The following is a 20,868-nucleotide window of genomic DNA, read 5'->3' on the forward strand; positions in this document are numbered from 1 at the left end:
CCTTCCCCTGTGCTCCGCGCACGCTTCCGTCGGATGAGCCGAAAATAGCCGGTGGTTTGCACGCAAGCGAACACCACCGGATACGTCGTGAGACGCAATCGCCAACCCCGAATGGGGTTGAAGATCATTCACGACGGGATCTGCGACCCACTTATTGCTCCTGCGTTCCTAAGCGGCACTACCCGGTGCCTCAAGACACTCGGCTCAACATTGCGGCGCCAACGTCGATTCAATCAACAGGCCGTTGAAGAGCGAATCGCCACGGTGTAGCCGGTAGCGGCTAAGATAGATCGCGAACTTCATCCCGCCTCTCTAGCCCACCTCGATCATGTTTCACTACCGGACCGCTGTCCCGATTGCCGCGTTGCTCGTTCTTTCACACTGCTGCCACGCGGAAGATTCCAACTCGCCGACCGAGCACGGCGACCGGCTCGCCGCAGAGTATTTTGCACTCGAAACCGCGAAGCTGAGCGAGGCGACGTTCGCTGAAATCGAGACGCTCGAGGATTGGGAGCGTCTCCGCGATGGATACCGCGACGAGCTGCATGAGATGCTCGGTTTGGATCCCATGCCCGAACGAACCGACTTGCATCCTGTCGTCACAGGCACGCTCGAGACCGACGAATTTGTGGTCGAGAAACTGCAGTTTCAATCGATGCCAGGGCTCTACGTCACAGGGAATCTGTATCGCCCGCGACAGGTCGATGGGGCCTTGCCCGCCGTGCTGTACGTCTGCGGTCATGGGCGTCAAGAAGTCGACGGTGTCAGCGTCGGAAATAAAACGCATTACCAACATCACGGCGAATGGTTCGCCCGCAATGGTTACGTTTGCTTGACTATCGACACAATTCAATTGGGCGAAATCGAAGGCATGCACCACGGCACTTATCGACACGATAAGTGGTGGTGGAACAATCGCGGCTACACGCCAGCGGGAGTGGAGGCTTGGAACTCGATTCGTGCGGTCGATTACCTGCAGTCGCGCGGCGAAGTGGATCCGGGTCGAATCGGTGTGACTGGACGTAGTGGCGGTGGTGCCTATTCGTGGTGGCTCGCGGCATTGGACGAACGCATCCAAGCCGCGGTTCCCGTTGCTGGGATCACTACACTGCAAAATCATGTCGTCGATGGATGCGTCGAGGGGCACTGTGACTGTATGTTCATGGTCAACACGTACCGCTGGGATTACCCCATGGTCGCAGCCTTGGTCGCGCCCCGGCCACTGCTGATCTCAAACTCGGACAAAGATCCGATCTTTCCACTCGATGGTGTTGTCGAACTGCATCGCAAGGTCCGACGCATCTACGAACTCTATGATGCCGAATCGAAGCTGGGGCTGCAGATCACCGAAGGCCCTCACCAGGACACTCAGGAGCTGCGGGTACACGCATTCCGATGGTTCAATCGATTTCTCAAGAACGATCGTTCGCTGATCGAGACCGTGGCCACCCCCTATTTTGAAACTGGCGAACTGAAGGTCTTCGATGAGCTGCCGGTGGACGAGCGTGTCACCGAAATCCACGAATCGTTTGTCCCGAAGGTGACTGCCGAGGAACTGCCGCAATCGCACTCGGACCTCAAAAAACAGAGCAAACATTGGAAAGAAGCGTTACTGCAGAAGTCGTTTCGGGGATGGCCCTCGTCGACCTCGGAAGCTCTCGATTCGAAGGTTGTCGCTCAGTCGCAGCAGGACGGTTGTTTGGTCCGCGCCATCGAATACACGTCCCAGTCGCCGTATCGGTTGACGATGTTTGTTGTGGAACCCTCACCGTCAGAATCCGGCGACGATGAATCGACCTCCGCGGCGGAGGCTGTCGACGTCCGCATTCTTGATCAACAGGGCTGGGACGACATGGCTCCCGCCTGGAGCTACCTGTTTCCCGAGATTGTTGTCGGCGTGAAATCTGATGCCGAACTCTGGCAATCGACTAGCGAGTCGTTGTCGGGTTCAGCGACCGTTTTCGTGGCTCCTCGTGGAGTCGGTCTTACGCAGTGGTCGACGGATAAAAAAACGCGCACTCATCTTCGTCGGCGATTCATGTTGCTCGGTCAGACCGCGGCATCGATGCAGATCTATGACGTGCGTCGCGGCCTGCAAGCGATCGACGCGATCGACGGAGTCGGTGGCACACGCAATCTAATCGGTCGCGGAGACGCCGCCGTTTGGGCCTTGTATGCCTCGCTCTTCGAAGACCGTATCGCTGAACTCGAGCTGACCGATTTGCCAGCTCGCAATCGAGACGCACCGGACCTGCTGAATGTCAGCCGCAGCGTTGAGTTGCCCCACGTCGTGTCGATGGCGGCTGATCGAGCCTCCGGGGTGATCCTCCGAGCAGCGGATGACGATATCGCCCAGTGGCAATCAGTGGATTTTCCCGATCTCGGTGGAAAGATCCGTTTGATCAAGAAGTGAGCACCCGCAGGTCGCTTGCTCAGGACCGACTGGACGTCGCTGTCTGATCGAGTATCCAGCCGATCAGAGTCTGCGCCGCTTCGACTTGGCGTTCCACGCGAGCGGTGGCCTTCAGCACAAAGTCATGCCGGCAGACGATGGGATCGTCGCTCTGCCGAACCGGGCGGCAGGCCAATGAAACATAGACGCGTCCATCGATTGGCCTCGGGGCGTTGGGGCCGAGGTGCCCTGTGATGGCCGCGCACCAATCCGCTTCACGCGTGCGGTCGAGCAGGCAGCGGGCCATCTCATCGGTGGTCTGTTGGCTCTCGGCGGTGAACTCACGCAGGGTGCTTGTCTCAACACCGAGCCAATCGGATTTCACCGATTCCCGGTAGGTAACCGCGCTGCCACAAAAAACCTCACTCGCACCCGGCACGCCGCCGAGAAGCGCCGCGGTCATCCCACACGTGCAACTCTCAGCCAGGGCGATCCGAGAAGTGGAGCGGCGGAGTTGGTCGACGAGTTGAGCCGCCGCGGTGAAATTCGATGGGGTCATGCAACGCCGGGGTGTCGGTGGAGGAGGCGATCACACACGGTGCAGCCACAAAAATTGATACGGTTCCAAATGCACGTCCTCAGCGGTCGTGATTGTCTGCCCAGTGTACAGATCCTCGAAAAAACGCCCCATGCCGGCTGTCCGCAGCCGGTTGCTATCGATCGTTTGCGGGTGCTCGCTAAAATTGGAGACCACGATGACGCGGTTGCCGGCGTTGGACCGCACGTAGGCGAGCAGTTGCGGCGACTGTGTTGCGATGAGCTCCATCTCCAGTCCAGAAAACGCAGGTGTTTGCTTGCGGATCTCGATCAGCTTCTGCAGCGACTTGAAAATTCGGCCACGGATGGACCCGTCATCGCCGAGTTCATCGAGGTAGTTCCACTGCATCTTCGGCCGGTGGACCCAGCGTGTATCACCTGCTTTGGCGGGATCCTTAACGAAGTCGTAGTCGTTCAACGTGCCCCACTCTTCGCCTAAGTACATCAATGGGATACCACCGGCGCTCAGCATCGAGGCATTGAGCAACAGGATGCGCCGGATGGCTAGTTCCTTGAGGTCGACACGATCGAGCTCGATCGCCTGTTCCAGTCCCGCGAGCGACGCCAATGTGCCGCTGATTCGCATGTCACCCGTATCCACATTGTGCTGGAACGGGACCCCGCGAGCGAAGGACCCTTCGAACTGGCCTGTGTAAAAGGCGTTGAGGAAATGCCGGTGATGATAGGCGTTGATTCCCACGGCAGCGGCGTCGTCATCGTCAAAGGTCCACCCGATGTCATCGTGGCAACGCAGGTAATTGACCCATGTCGTTTGGCTGGGTAGTTGATGCCGGCGGGCGAGCGATCGTTGCAGCAACTTCGTGTCGCGTGTGGCCAGCGATTCCCATAGCAATGCCATCAGTGTCGGGTTGTAGGACGTTTGGCATTCCTCCTCGCTGATGTATCGCACGACCTCATCGGGATGCACGATCGCTTCGCTCTTGAAGATCAGGCCCGGCGCGGCAATCCTCGCACAAGCGTTGAAAGCTTGGATGATCTCGTGCGCCTCGGGCAGGTTTTCGCACATCGTACCCATCTGTTTCCAGATGAACGCAACCGCATCGAGCCGTAGCAGATCGACGCCGGTATTGGCGATGAACAGCATCTCGGCGAGCATCGCACGGAAGACCTCCGGGTTGTGATAATTGAGGTCCCACTGAAAGCTATTGAAGGTCGTCCAAACCCATCGCTGCATCCCATCGTGCCACGTAAAACTGCCGCGGCGAACGGTGGGGAAAATTTCTCGCAAGGTTTGTTCGTATTGATCGGGAACCGTGCGATTGTCGAACAGGAAGTAGTAGTCTTCGAATTCCTCATTTCCCGACTGAGCTTGTTGAGCCCAGTAGTGGTCGTCGGCGGTGTGATTGAAGACAAAATCGAGCACCAACAGGATGCCAGCTTCGCGGAGCGCAGCGGCGAGTTGTTTGAGGTCGTCGAGCGTGCCCACGCGTGGATCGATACTGCGATAGTTGCTGATCGCATAGCCGCCGTCGTTGTTCCCCGGGCGGACGGCGAACAGGGGCATCAGGTGCAGGTAGGTCAGTCCGAGTTTCTGAAAGTACGGGATTTGGTCACGGAGCTTGCCCAGGTTTTCGCTGAACAAATCGACGTAGAGTGCCCCGCCGACCAGCTTTTCCGATGTGTACCAGCCCGGGTTGTTGATCCGCTGGCGATCGGATTGCCGCAGCGACTCATCCCGCATCCGCCAACCGCGAATCATCGTCATCACGATCTGCTCGAGATGATAGAAGAAATCCCACTGTTCCCCGTACAGACCCACCAGAAGCCCGAACAAGCGGGGCCAGTGGCGCTGCAGTCGCTCCATCACTTCATCGATTTCGACCTGCTCGACATCCTCCGCTTCCCAAAACGCTTCGAGCGTGGGCAGCATCCGCTCCAACGCTATTCGGGCGCGTTTCTCGTTGCGGGTCTCGGCAACGCCGTGTCCGTCGCGAGGTCGTGAATTCAGTTTCAGGGCAATCATATTTTCGCAAAAAGAGCGAGAGGTCTCAAAGTGATGTGATTCAATGTCGTGCGCGTGAAAACCATGGCGGGTAGCAGGGGCGTGCCACATATTCCCATCCGCCGCGTAAATTTCCGAAAGTTTTGACGACTTCTGCGGTGAACGAAACCCCAACGTAGCCCGCCGCGACACTATGAGGTGATATACGTCACAGATGCGTGTCTGTCACGTATTATTGCGGTTTGGTGAGGGAATCCACGCTGAGGATCGCGGGACCGTGATGTGACACAACTTCATGAACCCACCCCAAAGGGTGGGCAAGGTTCTCAGCCGTTACGAGGCCTGCATTCTCGATTGGCTGTCGGCCATGCTCTGCGAGGGCGACGTGAGGACGCCCTCCGGCGATGGTCTGGTCACGGTCCCGATGTGTCGTGACCACAGCGGAAACGGGTCCGCGTCGAAGGGGTGCTAACTCGTCGATCGAGAAGTCGAGGCCGCCTCGGAGTTGGATGCTTGGGATTCGTTGGTATCCTCTTTGGACGAATCCGCCTCGGTACGGTCGTTGGGGATGCGAATATGATTAAGAAAATCATAGTAGTCGATTCCCTCCATCACACCGCGTGCATGATGACCCTCGGCGAAATAGATCCGGGGCCGCCCACGGAGTTGTTCCAACTCAGGGCTGTAGTTCCCCACAATCACCCCCAGGGTGCCTCCCTTGAGCATGCCTTCATCGTTGCCGCAATCACCGGCAACGAGCATGTGCTCGGGTTCAAAACCCCAGCGATAAGCGAGGTGCCGCAACGAGAGTTCACTGCCGCCACGGATGGGGATAATGTCCAAGAACGAACCGAGCGACAGGATTGCCTTCACACGCAGACCGGCTTCTCGTAGTTCCCGCCGCACATCGTCGACCGACGAAATCACTTCGGGATCGATGCGGTAGCTGATTTTGAACTCGGTTTGATCCTTGTCTTTCTGCAGATACAAGCCCGGGTATTCGTCGAGGACTTCGTGAACGCGAGCACCATCCCACTGGTGAGAAATCTGCTGGTGCCAGGATTTGTCCTGCGCCAGACGGCTGCCGTAGTAGAGTTCGGTTCCGACAGCGGTCGAGAGCACGTCGGGCCGGGGCAAGCCGAGTTCGTTGATTAGCGACATCGCCTCGGCGAGCGAGCGTCCTGTGTCGATTCCAAAACCGACGTCTTGGCCCGCGTTCTTCATCAACTCGACGAAGTCGTTGAGCGCATCGTTGTCACCCGTCAGCGTGTTGTCGAGATCGGTCATGATGATCCGATCAAACTCCGGCAATCTCTTGGACGTCCGCGTGACCGCCTGCGAGAGGACTGGCGGCGGCGCCGTGTCGATGATCTCTGAAACGTCTCGCAGGTAGCGATCAACGTGGGTGCTCCAGCTGTAATGTTCCCGCGTGCCGCTGATTCCTGCTTGCGACCATTCCTCCCACTGTTCGGGTTCGCTGAGGCAACGCATGATCGCATGATCAATCGATTCCCGGTCGAAGGGATCGATTAGCAATCCGTTTTGGCAGTTAGCAATAATATCGCGGGGGCCACCGTCGTTGGTGGCCACGATCGGCACGCCGCTGGCCGCAGCCTCGAGCAGCGTCAAGCCGAAGGGCTCAGTCATGGCCGGATTCACGAACACCCCCTTGCGGCGGGCGGTGAGCCGGTAGAGGTCGGGGACATCGGAGGGCCGATGCGACTTCGGATAAGCGACTTTCCCATACAGGTTGTGGACGTCAATCAGTTGCAAGACGTTCGTGATCACCTTGCGCTGCGAGGGCGGCAGATCACGCAAGTCATCGCGGCCTCCCATCACCAACACGAGGTTGGCAGCTTCCTGCATCTTAGGGTTTTCACCGTAGACACGGACGAGTTGCTCGAGGTTCTTGCGTTCATCGGGACGGGCCATGGCGACGACCATGGGTTTGTCGGGATCCCGCAGAAATGGCAATAGCTGGTCGTAGATCGGCGGCAGAGGTTCAGCAGGATCATCTGGATAGAAGTTTGTGAGGTCCACGCCGGGCGGAATCACCTCCATCCGATCGGGTTGGTAATGGTGGTAGATCGAGTACTGTTGCTCGACCTCCTGGCCGGTGCTCGTGATAACCATTGCGGCGGTTTCCAAAGCCGTCTCCTCGGCTTCCTCACGCGCCTTGAACTTGAACTTCTTCTCCAAGTCCTCAGGCTTTTTCTTGCTCTTAGATTTCGCCATCGAGGCGATCATACGTTCTCGCTTGACGCGGCCGAGGGAGTGTCCTGTGAACACGTAGGGAACATGCAGTAGGCGGGCGAGCTGAGCGCCGGCGTACCCCGCGTCGGCATAGTGCCCGTGGATCAAATCAGGCAACCCTGTGCGGCGATAGTGGCCGAGCATCTGGTCAATGAACGTCTCGAGATACGGCCACAAGGCCTCTTTGCGCAAATACCGCCGGGGGCCGAAGGGGATGCGGACGATCTTCGCTTTGTCGCTGAGATGCTCCTCGACCTGCGCATAGTCCGGGCCCACTCGATCATCAAACAATTGACGGGTGACGAGTTCCACGGAGGCAACTTCGTCACGTGTCGCCAATTCTTGAGCGAGCTCGAGCACGTACTTGATCTGACCACCCGTATCGGCATCGCGACCGAGTTCACAATCGTGACCGCGGATCAACCCATGAAGGCTGAGCAGCGTGATTCGAAGCCCGTCATTGTCCGGCGATTTCATAGCAATAATTATTACTTATCTGGAGGGTAGCTGATAGAATTCAGGAGTGTCACAGGTTGCACCGGCTAGCCCGCAGACCTTCGATGCAAATGCCACTGCGTCGTGCAAGGAGTTGGTGAACGGCCGGCCGGTGACGATTCCGTGCATCACGACAGCGGCAAACGCGTCGCCCGCTCCGACCGTGTCCACCATTTTCTCAGGCTCGGGTGTATGCACATGCAGTGGCTCGCTGCACCCAGGCGTATAGCATAGAGCACCTTCGGATCCGCGTGTAACCAGCAACCCCGACAGAGGCACCTCGCCGGGGTCCTCTTCAAACTTCTTACCCGCCGCCAGGGTTTTCTCAACGGCATCGCCATGGATTCCGTCGGTGAGTTCCGACAACTCGTCCAGGTTCATCTTGAGGTAGGCGGCCGATTGGCGGAGTTGATCGAGTACCGACCGTTCGTAGTGCGGTGCTCGCAGGTTGACGTCGAAAAAGATGTGCGCGTCGATGGGGTCGTTCAAGATCGCGTCACACAATCCCACGATCGTGTTGCGTGAACGCTCATCACGGCAGGCCAGCGAACCATGATAAAACAACGCCGGCCGGCCAGATCGATGGCAGTCCGCCAAGCGGTCGCTGATCGCCTCTGAAAGCAACGCGTCCGGAGCCGGGATCTGGTCCCAGGCGACGTCCTTGACAATGTCGTAGTGAGGCTCACCATCAACGATGGAGACGTTCACCCTACCCGTCGGCACGCCGGGCAATATGGCGACACCCTCGGTTGACATTCCGAAGCCCGTCATGCGAGATAGGACTTCCTGACCGAGTTCATCGTCGCCGACAGCACTGATAAAGAGAGGGTTCAGGCCGAGGCCTGCCAGGTTCCATGCCACGTTCAGCGGTGCTCCGCCGAGCACTCGTTGCCCGCCGTCCTCCGGCGAAAAACAATCCCACAAAACTTCCCCTACGATGATGGCGGTCGGTTTATTAGACATGTCGCGGGGATATCCTTTCAGAAACAATCAGTGGAAGCGGGGGGCCGAATCCCCTCGCAGCGTAGGCCGTCACAGATACGAAACAAACTGTTTGGCACCCATCACTTATTCTTGCATTATACATTAGTTCGCATGACAACACCTCATCGCCCTCACGCATTGGCCACGGATCTCGATGGCACCTTTATCCCGCTGAACAATGATTCGGCGGCTGAGCAGGCCTTGGAGCAAATAAGAGACCAATTTGCGTCAGGCCGCTTGCCGTTAGCGTTTGTGACCGGCCGGCATTTCGACTTTGTCTTGGAAGCCATCGTCCAGGAGCAACTTCCGCAGCCCGACTGGATCCTCTGCGATGTGGGTACGAGTGTGTACGAGCGGGTCTCCCGTTGCGATGGCGAGCGGGGGGCCGGCGCGGGCGGCGGGGATGCTGCGATGCCCGCGTCAGGTGAGGCTACCGCAGAGGCGATCACATCGCTCGCTGCGGAGTATCGACCGAGCCAGGGGTTTGCTGATCGACTCGACGAGATCGTCGGCGAGATCGACATCGAACACGTCCGCCGCGAAATCGCCGGGCTGCCTGGATTTCGGCTTCAAGAACCGGTCAAGCAAAAGCGTCACAAACTGAGCTATTACGTTGCCGAAGAATCGCTCGAAGACTGTCACGTCATGGTGGAGGCCTATCTTGCCCAGCATGCACTTCCCTATGGCGTGATCAGCAGCGTCGATCCGTTCAACGGAGATGGGCTCGTCGACGTGCTGCCGGCGAATGTTTCCAAAGCCTTTGCGCTGGATTGGTGGTGTCATGATCAGGGTTACCGAAACGATGAGGTTGTGTTTTGCGGCGATTCGGGCAACGACTACGCCGCTCTCGTTGCGGGCTACCGTGCCGTTGTCGTTGCCAACGCCGACCGCCGGCACGCCGCCCGCGTCCACGACGCCCACATGAAAAAAGGGTGGAGTGACCGGCTGTTGCTCGCCTCGCAATCGAGCACGGCTGGCGTGCTCGAAGGATTGCGTTGGTTTGGCTGGAAACCGGAGGATTCGCTGGCGGGTGAGACGTCCGTCGTGACAGACCAAGAGCCCGCCTTTCCGCTCGCCTGGGGCGCCGTCCCGGTGGGCCACCGCCGCACGCAGTTCACCGTCTTCGCCCCCGCTCACGAATCGTTGACGCTGGAGATCCAGCCGAATGATGCGTCGGCGGGTGAACCCAGATCGGTCGAGTTGACTCGAAACCAGTCGGGTTTCTTCACTGCCTGCGTGGATGAGTGCCCGGTCGGAACCGATTATCGCTTGCGAATTGGCTCTCAAGCAGCCAGTGTGGAGGATCGCCAACCATCGATACCCGACCCCGCGTCACGGTATCAGCCCGCGGGAGTCCACGGCCCCTCCCGGGTCGTCTCTCAACAGTTTCCTTGGCAACACGACGACCGCACGCGTTGCGAGCGTCGAGAAGAGTTGGTCATCTACGAGCTGCATATTGGCGCGTTCACGAAGGAAGGGACGTTCACCGGCGCGATCGAGCGGCTCGATGAACTCGTTGAGCTGGGGATCACCGCGATCGAATTGATGCCGATTGCCCAGTGCCCGGGACGATGGAACTGGGGGTATGACGCGACGCACTGGTTCGCGCCCATGAACGCGATGGGCACCCCCGACGATCTCCGCGGTTTGGTCGACGCCGCTCACGCGCGCGGCCTGCACGTTTTCGCTGACGTGGTGTACAACCACTTCGGTCCCGAGGGCAACTATTGGTCGCAACTGGGCGATTATTTCTCGACCCGTCATGACACGCCCTGGGGCGCGTCCCCCAATTTTGACGCTGGCGATTCGGCTACCGCGATTCGCCGTCTGGTGATCGACAACGCGATTTACTGGCTCGACGAGTTTCACCTCGATGGTCTGCGGGTTGACGCGATCCATTGCATGCGTGACCACAGTGAGGAACACATCACGCGTCAATTTGGCCGAGAGGTTCGCCAGTGGTCCGAGCGTGCCCAGCGGCGGGTTTGGCTGATCGCGGAAACGAATGTGTACGATGGGTCGATGACAGCGCCGTTGGATGAGAATGGCTGTGGGTTTGACGCCCAATGGGGGGATGACTTCGCTCATGCGCTGTTGGCATGCGTGCGGTCCCACGACCGTTTGACCGTCCGGACCTATCAACCCCACGAAGACTTGGCGCGAGCACTGCAGCGTGGATACGTGTTTCGCGGCGACGTGGGTGGCGATCGCGGTCGGGAGGAGTTGGGAGATGCCACCGCCCAGCGAGTCGACACGTCGAGCGTGGTGTACTGCATCCAGAATCACGACTTCATCGGCAACCACCCCTTGGGCCAGAGATTTCATCAGATCACAGCGCCCGAGACGCAGGCCGCCGCGGCGACCCTGCTGTTGCTCTCGCCAGCGATACCGATGCTGTTCATGGGCGAAGAATTTGCCTGCGAGAACCCGTTCGCTTTCTTCGTCGATTTCGGTGACGAGTCGCTGCGTCAGGCGGTGGTGGAAGGCCGTCGTCACGAGTACCCCCAGCACGATTGGTCCGGGGGTGTGCTGCCCACCGATGAGCACGCTTTCGAGTCAGCCCGCATCGGCGCCGTCGCAGCGGGCAATCTCGCCATGCATCACTGGTATCGTGAGCTGATTGCGGTCCGGCGCGAGTTCACCCAATCGGGATTGCTGGCCGGCGAGCATCTGATCGTGCGAACCGATACCGAGCGTGGTTGCTATGCGTTGCAGTTCCGCCGCGGCGAGGAGCAATTGATTGTCGTTTGCCGCCTAGCCGATCCCTCTCAGAGCTTGCATCCCAACGACGGTACCATGTCTGGGCCCGACATCGCGGAGTTCCTTCAAATCAACGGTGAACTGCCACCGTTGCTGCTCGATAGCCGGGCTGCTCTGAGCGGCGATCCCAATGGTTCGCTCGAGCTGCATTTCAACCACGCCGTGGTGCTGCATACGTCGTGATGATTGCCTGCTAAATCGAATCACCTGTCCGCGTGCCGGACGGGAATTCATGCTTTGTGACTGGTGAATTGATCTTGCCGTCGATTCCGAGGCGACGGCACAATCGGCGGCATGTCCCAACGCTCTCCATCGATCGATTCCCGTCCCCCGTCAACCGCAGCGATACCGCGCCGTGATGCGGTCGCGAGCGAGTCGACGCACGAAAATCAACGCGGCCAGCTTGGTCCAGACGAGCGGTCTGGCTACGAAGCGGGCAATGAGGCTCAATGGGGCGATACGCCGAACCCTTTCGCCCGCGTACTCGCCGCCAGTGAACCGACGGCGAAATCTCGCTTTTTACGTGCCGCCAAGACGCTCGTGGCTACTCTTGCGTTGGCCGCCCTGCTGCTCACAGGATTGTTTTTCGGCAAGCAGTTTTTGCTCTCTCAATTGGTGGCGAGTTTGGATGGACTCGGCTCGGCGGGCAAACAGAATCGCCTGACGCAGATCGCGGGTTTTGGAACCGACGCGATCGCTCCCCTGGTCGGCCAGTTGGTGGCTGACGAGGAGGCGGTGTCGGCGACCGCCTTCGAGCTGCTGCGGAAAATGCAGAACGACTGGATCACCCTTCCACCGGCCGCCGGCCGGGCTGCTCATGACCGGTTGGTCGATGCGATCGCGAATACCTTTGCGGTTTCGCTCGGACCCCCGGCGAATGTCGAGCCGAACGATGCCGCGGGCAGGCGAGCGGGCTGCAGTCCGGCCTCGCGAGCTCGAGCCCAGGAGCTGGTGCAGCAATCCGTGCTCGAATTTTCAGCCACGCCTTCCCTCAATTCTGAGCTGCTCGTCGCTGCCAATCGCTTGCTCGGCGAACTCGAGGTGGCTGGAGCCTCCGCGGTTCAATCGCCTGCTCTTCAACCTGCTGCTCCCCAATCCGCTGCTCCCCGCGCGAGGCTGGTTCGCTCGGCGGCAAGGCTGCGTGGAGCGGCAGATTCGACGCCCGTACAATCTGGCGGCCGCCCGTCGACGCCTGTCCAACGATCGGGCTGGACCGATTGGCCACCGCCAGCGAGCATGCAGACCGCTCGCATCGTTCGCTCGACCGCCGGTCAGACACGGCTTGGCGTCGCGGCGTCTTCGCCGGGAAACGAAGGTCGATTGCAGGAGGTTCCCCGTGGCGTCACCGTGCCGCTGGGACGAGTCTCCTCCCAGGAATCAGTCGCTGTAGGTCCTGTGCCCGAAACCCTGCAGGCTCCGGCTGCTGTTGTCGCGGCCCGTCGCCCCGTTGACGGCGTCATCCAAGTGGCCGCTCACCAGGAAGACGCGTCGCTGGACACGCTCGGCTCGGAGGAGTTGCTCGAGCTGCTCGGTGATGCCGACCGCAGGGTGCGATTGCAGGCCGCCTCGGCACTAGCTCAGACCCAGGATGCGGCTGTGTTGGCCGCACTCCGCCAACGGGTTGTCGACGAGCCCGATCCGCACGTCGCAGCGCGGATACGGCGAATTCTTGATCTCTTCTGAAATTGGTCTCTGGAGTACCGGACAGAGCGTTTCTATAATAAATATCTCAGCGATTTATTCCATTCCCGCTGAATGACCTTATTGAAACGAGTTTTTCCGTGGACCTGTCATGAGCGAAGAAAAAGAAGATGAACTAGCGGGTGCCTTTGGCCAATTGACGCCGACCGGTGGTGGTGACCCGATCCCCCTGATCAAGAACAACCTGTTGATCGGTCGCCGCAAGCAATGTGACATTTGCTTGGACTTTCCCAACGTGTCCAGCCAGCACTGCCGGATGACCTTGGAAAATGGATATTGGTTTATCCGTGATTTAAACAGCCGAAACGGGACCAAGGTCGACGGTCGTCCTGTGATCCGCAAGCGTGCTGACCCCAACTGCAAAGTCACGATCGCCCGGCACAACTACGTCCTCGAGTACGATCCCCAGGTGCTTGGCGCCTACGGGCCGCCCCCGCCGGACGACAATTACATCGAGGAAGTGATGAAGAGCTCCCTGATGGACCGGGCTGGGGTCTCCAAACGCGATCCCAAGAAGGGTTTTTTCAACCGCAAGTCGGATTGAGCGGATCGATAATCGGTTCATTTTCGCTAATCCGCATTTCTTATCTCGCCGATACAATCCAACGTGAGCACTCTCGCTGCGCCCTGGCTCCTGTGGAGTGAGGGGGGGCCGCATGGGTGCAATTTCCCTGGGTTGTTTCATCGCGAGGTTTCTTTCATGTCGAGCGATACGAGTTCTCTCGACCGATATCGTCGGATCGACGCGTTACAATCGCGTCTGCCGCCAACGCTGAACGCCTGGATCATGCAGTGGGGGACCGCGATCGTCGAAGGGATCTCGGCCATCGGCGACCTGGCATGTTTCACCTGGCAGATGCTGGGGTGGATGTTCACGAGGTTGCCTCGCCGGGGCACCTTGTTGACGAACTTCTATCAAGTCGGTGTACTCAGCCTGCCCGTGGTCGCCCTGACGGGGACGTTCATCGGCATGGTTCTGGCCGTCCAGAGCTATTATCAATTTGAAGCGATCGGGTTGGCCAGCCGTCTGGGTGTGGTCATCAATACATCCCTCGTCCGCGAGCTCGGACCGGTGCTGGCGGCGACTATGCTCGCCGGTCGGGTCGGCGGTGCCATGGCCGCGGTGCTTGGCACGATGCGGGTTACCGAGCAGATCGATGCGTTGACGACGATGGGTGCCGATCCGATTCATTATCTTGTCGTCCCCCGTTTTCTCGCCTGTTTATTGCTGATCCCGGCGTTGACCATCATGGCCGACTTCATGGGGATCGTCGGCGGTTACTTTTACAGCGTGGTCATTCTCGGGATTGATCGAGCTGCGTATCTGCACCATTCGCGTGAGGGCGTTGTCGGCTTCGACTTGTTCATGGGGATTTTCAAGAGTTTCTTTTTTGGGGCCATTATCGCGATCGTCAGTTGCTACCGAGGCTTCCATTGCCAACCGGGAGCCGAGGGTGTTGGCAAAGCTGCCACGGCCGCGTTCGTTTATTCCTTTGTCCTGATCCTCGCCGTTGATTTGTTTTTGAACATCGCTTTGGATTCGATCTACTTCATGATCTATCCGCAGGGACCGGTGCTGTTTTGAATCTAGCTGAAACCTCCATGCCGTCGCATGAAGTCTCCTCAGAGGAACTTGATGCGACTCCGCTGATCGAAGTCAAGGACTTGCACGTCGAGTTTGATGGGCACGTGATCCTGTCGGGGATCACCCGCAGTATCAAACGGGGACAGACGGTTGCTGTGATTGGCGAAAGCGGTTGTGGAAAAACCGTCTTCATGAAAACACTCGTCGCGCTGATCAAGCCAACGACGGGACATGTGATGTTCGACGGGCGTGATTTGAACCGTCAATCGCCAGCACAGCTTGCCCAAATTCGGCGTCGTTTTGGCTTCGTGTTTCAGCACGCGGCGCTGTTTGACAGCATGAATATCTTCGACAACGTGGCCTTTCCCATTCGCCAGAACGAACCGCAGACGGACGAGGATGAAGTCCGCCGCCGCGTCCGGCAGCACCTCCTCGAAGTGGGTTTGCCCGAGGAGGTTGCCGCCAAGTATCCGGCCGAGATTTCCGGCGGCATGCAGAAGCGAGTCGGCTTGGCACGCGCCCTCGTGCTGAAACCGGAGTTGGTTGTGTATGACGAACCGACCACGGGACTCGACCCGATCATGAGCGACGTGATCAATGAACTGATTTTGAATACCCGGCGGACCTATCCCGTCACCAGCGTGGTGGTCACGCACGACATGCGAACGGCGCGGAAAGTGGCCGACCGTGTGATCATGTTTTTCCCCCGTCGAATGCTCGACGCGGGACAATCTCAAATTTTATTCGACGGACCGCCCAGCGGACTCGAGCACGCCGAGGATCGGCGGGTTCGTCAGTTCGTCCGTGGGGAAGCGGGCGATCGAATTCGTGAAATGTCTCGAGCAACGGCGTAATCATCATGGACGACAGCAGACTCCGGTTCGGTGTGGGCGTGCTGGTGATCGCAGCGATTGGTATCGGTGTGATCCTCATGTTCCTCTTTGGAGCCTTTCCGGCCATCCTCAGTCGTGAATACACGCTGACCGTTAATTTTCCCTCCGCGCAAGGCATCAATACCAACACGCCGGTGTTGCGCGACGGTGTGAAAATTGGCAGGGTTTCCGATATCCAGCTGCGCGACGAGGGTGTTACCCTGACGCTCGCGATGGACGAAGCGTACCCGATGTTGCACCAATACATTCCTCAGATCGGCATTGGCTCGCTGATCACGGGCGATTCGAAACTCGAGTTTCGCAAAGCTGAACCGGCCGAACTCGATGCTCTTTTCCGCGATGACCTGGCGATGGTCGATCGCACCTACAGCGACGGGGAGCATCTCGATTACGGTCAAAAACTCGCCGACCCATTCACTCTGTTGTTTGGTATGGAGGACGAGTTGCGGTCCACGTTCACGAGTATTCGGCATGCTGGCGATGCCGTGCAAGGCACGGGGGATAGCATCCGCTCGCTCGTTCACGATGTGCGTGGATTGATTGGGATCGAACCACGCTCCAACGCCCGCACGCCCGGGTACCCGCCTCAGTCCTCGCTCGTCCCAGCGCACTCCACGCAAGGGGCCGCGCCGGATCGATTGCGGTCGGCGCAGTCAGGAACCTCTGGGGCGATGCCGCCGGCGCCGTCTTGGGCGCATCCGGTACGTTTGGTTTCGGCAGTTTCGACTGGCGATGCTCCAGCGACTGCGATCCAAACGATGGCTTATGCCAATCAAGATCCGTCGACTCTCCCGCCAGCGGTGCCGGGTGAAGCACCGGCCGTGCCTCTGCCGCCGGGACAGACGCTGCCGCTCGGTGGACCGAACAGTTCCGTCGGCAAAGCTACCTTCGTCGAACTGCAAAACGAAGCGATCGAGACTCTTGAGGAACTGCAGGGTGCGATCCGCGATGCACGGTCGATTCTCGGCAATGAAGAGATTCGCCGGGGACTGCGTGATTCCGTCGAACGATTCCCAGGCGTGCTTGACCAAGCCACCGTGACGCTTCAGACCGCGCAACAAACCTTCGACGATTTTGCTGAGGTCGGAGACCAGTTCGAGCAGGTAGGATCGGTCGCTGAGCAAGCCATCACGGAGCTGAAGACAACCGCGGGCGGCACGCTCGAGAGTTTTCGGGCAACGGCCCAGAATGTCGAGGCGTTCACCGACCCATTCGGGCGGCGGAGCGAGGAGTTTGCTGAGCAGATCCTGCGGAGCCTTACCAACGTTGACAATGCGTTGATCCAAATCGACACGTTTGGCAAAACGCTCAACGGTTCCGATGGTACCGTCAAGCGGTTGCTCCAAGACGATGAGCTGTATTTCGAGATCCGCCGCACCGTGCAGAACATCGAAGCAGCGACGGCGCGGGTTCGCCCCATTCTCGATGATGTGCGCGTCTTCACCGACAAGATTGCCCGCGACCCTCGCCAACTCGGTGTGCGTGGTGCACTCGGCAAACGACCTACCGGTGCGGGCCTGCGATAGGCTCCCGGCTGGGGGCGGTTCAGGGAAATGGTGACGTTTACTACGGTTGCAGAGACTGCCGAGGGTACGCTTGACGAGGGAATCGCTGCGGGCACGGCTTGGGAATTTCGGGCTGAATCCTGAGTTTTGCTAGTGTGTTGAATTGGATTTCCCTTACGATCATGGGCATCTTAACGCCCCATCGATCACGGATACTAATCTCAGCATGGATGTCACCCTCCCCGAACCGGCGGCTGCGCCCACGCAACCGACCGCTCAAGATCCCTCGGCCTCGATGCATTCGGCACCAACCGAATCGACACCGGCGCGAGCATCCCAAAGCAAACAACGGGGAGCGATTCGCTGGGACTACACCATTTTCTTCGTCTCGCTGCATGTGTTGACGATCCTCTGCCTGTTGCCGTGGTTTTTCAGCTGGGCGGGCGTCGCTGCGTTCCTTGCAGGCGTGGTCCTGTTCGGCCAGATGGCGATCCCGATCGGCTACCACCGACTGCTCACCCACCATAGCTTTCGAACCCCGAAATGGTTTGAACGCACGCTGGTGACGCTGGCGATGTGTGCTGCCCAAGAGACTCCCGCCCACTGGGTGGCCTGGCATCGAATGCATCACTCTCACTCCGATCACGAGAACGATCCTCATTCACCCCGCGAGGGGTTCCTGTGGTCACACGTGCGTTGGCTCGTCCATGAGACGCGTACTCGGTTGGCGACCTTTTCGATGTACGAGAAATACGCCCGCGATGTGTTGGCCGATCCCTATTACCGTTGGATCGAGAAACTGCCGTCCGCCGCGGGCCTGTTTTGGCTCGGCCACGCTCTGATCTACACGCTGATTACCACTGCGGTTTGCTTGGCAGTGTACGGAAATGAACCCACCGCGTACCGCATGATCGCCAGCATCGTTGTGTGGGGCGTCGTCGCTCGGACGGTTTGGGTTTGGCACATCACGTGGGCGGTCAATTCGCTCAGCCACATGTTCGGGTACCGCAATTACGAGACCAGCGACGACAGTCGCAACAATTGGTTGGTGACGTTGCTGACCGCTGGCGAAGGCTGGCACAATAACCATCATGCCGACCCCGCGAGCGCCTCGGTGCAGCACCGGTGGTGGGAAATCGACGTGAACTACTACGTCATCCGCTGCTTCGGCATGATCGGTTTGGCCAGCCACATCATCCGCCCACGGATTCACCGGCAAGCCCAGGCCGCTCAGGGAACGTCGAATTCTTAAACGGCGCGAAACACGCGTGCCAACCCCGAATGAGGTTGAAGATCATTCACGACGAGGTCTGCGACCCACTTCGGGGGCGACGCTCCATCTTCAACGAACAACCGTAAGTGGCGCTGCGTTGACCGACGGCTATTTTCTATCATCCCTTCCGGGATACTTGTGGATAATCGACAGCCCGTTCACTAGGGGAACAGCGGGGGAGGCTCGCGACGGGCGGAGCCGTCGGTCGACTATGTCGTCGGTAACTTGTGGTCACCGTCGCGGGGGTGAACCGCGGTCAGACATTCGCGGGCTAGCCAGATGAACTGGTACAACTGACCGAGTGAGTGGGTGTCGATACGGGGCAGGGTCAGACGCGTGGATGCTTGTCCTGCGCCGCTCTCTTCGAGTTCCTTCGCCGCGATCGCGTCCTTCATGAGATCCGGCAACGTCGGTGCCTCCCCGGCTTCGTCTAGCGGCGACGTCGCAGAGGTTGTACCAGTGAGTGGGCGGCCCGAAAGAAAGTTCGGAGCAGGCAGAGGGTCCGTCCGCGGCGCGTCCACACAGAGATGGTGGATGACGCCTCGACCTGGTGGTGATTCCAAGCCAACAGGCTGCATTGGGAGAACTCGCCCGCACCACGATGCCATCCCACCCAGCGCCGGGTTCCAAACCCGCAGGCCGTTGCAGTAATGCGCTTCCGCGAGCACGCTCGCCCAATGGACAGCCGCAAACTGCAGCACCGCGTTGTCGGCAAAGCTGCTTTTTTGGAAATGCTCGTTCATCGCGGCGGCGCCGACGAGCAACTGGATGCAGTCCAGGCCCAACAGGGCGGCCGGCAGCAGATGGGCAGCTGAATACAGGCCCAGCGGGCCGCCTCGCTCTCGGTCGAATTGAAAGTCGCGGGCGCAGTGGTAGTGGTCCGCCATGGCTCGCACGGGACCCTTTGCCGGCGAGACCGGGATCATCAATTTGGGGATCCATTTCGCTGCCGCGTCACCGTGCGCCGCGGTGAGTTGCTCCCCGATCAATCCCATCGAAACAGCAGTTGCCTGAGACGCCAGAGCGTGGTTGTCAGGCGAGTCGATGGCGACGAGGCCATACCGCTGCTCGGCGGCGTGTGTAGAGTCGCCGCCGGTGGCCAATCGCCTCAGCAGCCCTTCGACGGCATCGTTGTCCAAGCTAGCAGCAGAAAAGTACAGCCGAGGCTTGCTCCCCCGCGCCGCGCGGGACAGTTCGTTGTGAAACGGCTCGCAGCATGCTTGCATGAGCGCCGAAGGCGCCAATAGAGTCGCCTGTTCACCGACCACGGCGACTGCATCGAGATGGTCATGCAGGCGGTTGGCGACGCGGAAAACACGCCCCAGTTCGGAGTTCTCTCGCTTCGCTTCATAATCGGTGAGAAGTTTCTCAGGGTAGCGCAGCGTGTTGTGAAACGCATCGCCGTCAGATTCGCTGAGTTGGTCTCGCGCCGCGGCAAGCCTGGTGCCGAGCGAATCCAAGCGTTCGGCGCTGAGACCATTGGCACAGTCGAGGGCGCCGGCTGGGTTGAAACGCAGCAGCGTCATCGGCGATGTCTCTTGCGGTCGGGAGAAGGATGGTCGAGAATCGAGTGGAGCACCGTGGCGCATGAATTGCTCGAAACCATAGCGAAACTGCCCCGATCATGTAATAACTGCCTGTCTGAAAAGGGGGCTGACCCTCGCCTTCAACGGGTCAGACGCCATGCCGGATGGGCGCCCAGTGAACTCGACTGAGTGATTATGTTGGAACTGATCTCTTCTTATTCAACGTTTGCAATCCTCGCGGCTGCCGCGGCGCACGTGATCGCTTTCGGCGTTCTCATCCTGTGGGCACGAGCGGATCGCAAACGCATCGCTCAAACGCTCGAACGCTTCACCGCGGGCCTGCCGCATCGCAGCCGGATGGATTTCCATGTGCATCTCTCCGACCAGATCGAGGCGTTCGTTGCTGACATCAACGATGTCTTGGCCGAGCCCCCGCACAGCCCCGATCGCGCGAAGCTCGTCGACCGCATTCGGATCCTCGACGAGCGGCGAGATTATCTCCAATCGCTGCGATTCGAAACCGCTTGGAACGTTGCCCGCACGATGATCGAAGCTTATCCGCTCGCCGGGGTGCTCGGTACGATCCTCGCAATCGGCTCGGCATTGGCCGCCGACGAACAGGCATCGGTGAACATCATCGTCAGCCGTTTCGGCGATGCGATCTGGAGCACCTTCGCGGGTTTGGCTGCCGCGATCGTGTTGATGTTGATCAGTAGTATTGTCGAACCCGGGTTTGCGCGACTTTCGGAAAACCGCCTGCACGTTCGCGAGATGGCGGGCCGGGTCAAACGAGAGCTCTCGGTGTACGAGGCGACTCACCCGCCGCAGGAGACACAGGCCTCTGCAACGCAGGCCCCGACAACGCAGGCGGAATCGACCGCGTGAACCAAGAGAATCACAGCCCCGTGAGCCCCCGTTCGACGTCTCGCCCCAGCCCGACG

The 20,868-nt window shown here is 59.4% G+C and carries 14 protein-coding genes; 9 read left to right on the forward strand and 5 right to left on the reverse strand.

Features of this window, described 5'->3' with window-relative positions; translation table 11 throughout:
- The first annotated feature begins 328 nt into the window (after positions 1-328).
- Positions 329-2,413 carry an alpha/beta hydrolase family protein gene (locus CA85_RS07415; RefSeq protein WP_146390675.1) on the forward strand — a complete coding sequence of 695 codons (2,085 nt, stop codon included), beginning with the start codon at positions 329-331 and terminating at the stop codon, positions 2,411-2,413.
- Between the two features lie 19 nt (positions 2,414-2,432).
- On the opposite strand, the gene CA85_RS07420 is transcribed toward CA85_RS07415, so the two are convergent.
- The 4 genes from CA85_RS07420 to CA85_RS07435 all read right to left on the reverse strand — a co-directional run bounded on the left by CA85_RS07420 (position 2,433) and on the right by CA85_RS07435 (position 8,663).
- Positions 2,433-2,951, reverse strand: a complete 519-nt coding sequence (locus tag CA85_RS07420; RefSeq protein WP_146390676.1) for a CinA family protein — start codon at positions 2,949-2,951, stop codon at positions 2,433-2,435.
- A gap of 30 nt (positions 2,952-2,981) precedes the next feature.
- Positions 2,982-4,973 (reverse strand): alpha-amylase family glycosyl hydrolase, encoded by a 1,992-nt coding sequence (locus CA85_RS07425; RefSeq protein WP_146390677.1) that lies wholly within the window; start codon positions 4,971-4,973, stop codon positions 2,982-2,984.
- 447 nt (positions 4,974-5,420) lie between these two features.
- Positions 5,421-7,682, reverse strand: coding sequence for an HAD family hydrolase (locus tag CA85_RS07430; RefSeq protein ID WP_146390678.1), 2,262 nt, complete (start codon positions 7,680-7,682; stop codon positions 5,421-5,423).
- A gap of 15 nt (positions 7,683-7,697) precedes the next feature.
- On the reverse strand, positions 7,698-8,663 hold the full coding sequence (locus CA85_RS07435; RefSeq protein ID WP_146390679.1) for a carbohydrate kinase family protein: 966 nt from the start codon (positions 8,661-8,663) through the stop codon (positions 7,698-7,700).
- Positions 8,664-8,795: 132 nt separating this feature from the next.
- Here CA85_RS07435 and CA85_RS07440 point away from each other — a divergent pair, with 132 nt between their 5' ends.
- The 7 genes from CA85_RS07440 to CA85_RS07470 all read left to right on the forward strand — a co-directional run bounded on the left by CA85_RS07440 (position 8,796) and on the right by CA85_RS07470 (position 18,380).
- On the forward strand, positions 8,796-11,627 hold the full coding sequence (locus tag CA85_RS07440) for an HAD family hydrolase (RefSeq protein WP_146390680.1): 2,832 nt from the start codon (positions 8,796-8,798) through the stop codon (positions 11,625-11,627).
- A 111-nt stretch (positions 11,628-11,738) separates the two neighbouring features.
- Complete coding sequence (locus tag CA85_RS07445) at positions 11,739-13,127, forward strand: HEAT repeat domain-containing protein (RefSeq protein ID WP_146390681.1); 1,389 nt, start codon at positions 11,739-11,741, stop codon at positions 13,125-13,127.
- Between the two features lie 109 nt (positions 13,128-13,236).
- Positions 13,237-13,689: an FHA domain-containing protein gene (locus CA85_RS07450; RefSeq protein WP_146390682.1), complete on the forward strand. Its 453-nt coding sequence runs from the start codon at positions 13,237-13,239 to the stop codon at positions 13,687-13,689.
- 243 nt (positions 13,690-13,932) lie between these two features.
- A complete protein-coding gene (locus tag CA85_RS07455) occupies positions 13,933-14,730 on the forward strand; it encodes an MlaE family ABC transporter permease (RefSeq protein ID WP_146390977.1) in 798 nt (265 codons plus the stop codon).
- 17 nt (positions 14,731-14,747) lie between these two features.
- Positions 14,748-15,584 carry an ABC transporter ATP-binding protein gene (locus CA85_RS07460; protein WP_146390683.1) on the forward strand — a complete coding sequence of 279 codons (837 nt, stop codon included), beginning with the start codon at positions 14,748-14,750 and terminating at the stop codon, positions 15,582-15,584.
- Between the two features lie 5 nt (positions 15,585-15,589).
- Positions 15,590-17,149 carry an MlaD family protein gene (locus tag CA85_RS07465; protein WP_146390684.1) on the forward strand — a complete coding sequence of 520 codons (1,560 nt, stop codon included), beginning with the start codon at positions 15,590-15,592 and terminating at the stop codon, positions 17,147-17,149.
- Between the two features lie 205 nt (positions 17,150-17,354).
- Entirely contained in the window at positions 17,355-18,380 is a 1,026-nt protein-coding gene (locus CA85_RS07470) for an acyl-CoA desaturase (protein ID WP_146390685.1), read from the forward strand.
- A gap of 230 nt (positions 18,381-18,610) precedes the next feature.
- On the opposite strand, the gene CA85_RS07475 is transcribed toward CA85_RS07470, so the two are convergent.
- Positions 18,611-19,990 carry a glucose-6-phosphate isomerase gene (locus CA85_RS07475; protein ID WP_146390686.1) on the reverse strand — a complete coding sequence of 460 codons (1,380 nt, stop codon included), beginning with the start codon at positions 19,988-19,990 and terminating at the stop codon, positions 18,611-18,613.
- Positions 19,991-20,122: 132 nt separating this feature from the next.
- Between CA85_RS07475 and CA85_RS07480 the strand changes: the two genes are divergently transcribed.
- Positions 20,123-20,812, forward strand: a complete 690-nt coding sequence (locus CA85_RS07480) for a MotA/TolQ/ExbB proton channel family protein (RefSeq protein ID WP_146390687.1) — start codon at positions 20,123-20,125, stop codon at positions 20,810-20,812.
- Positions 20,813-20,868 lie beyond the last annotated feature (56 nt).

The organism is Allorhodopirellula solitaria, from assembly GCF_007859855.1.
Classification (GTDB): Bacteria; Planctomycetota; Planctomycetia; order Pirellulales; family Pirellulaceae; genus Rhodopirellula; species Rhodopirellula solitaria.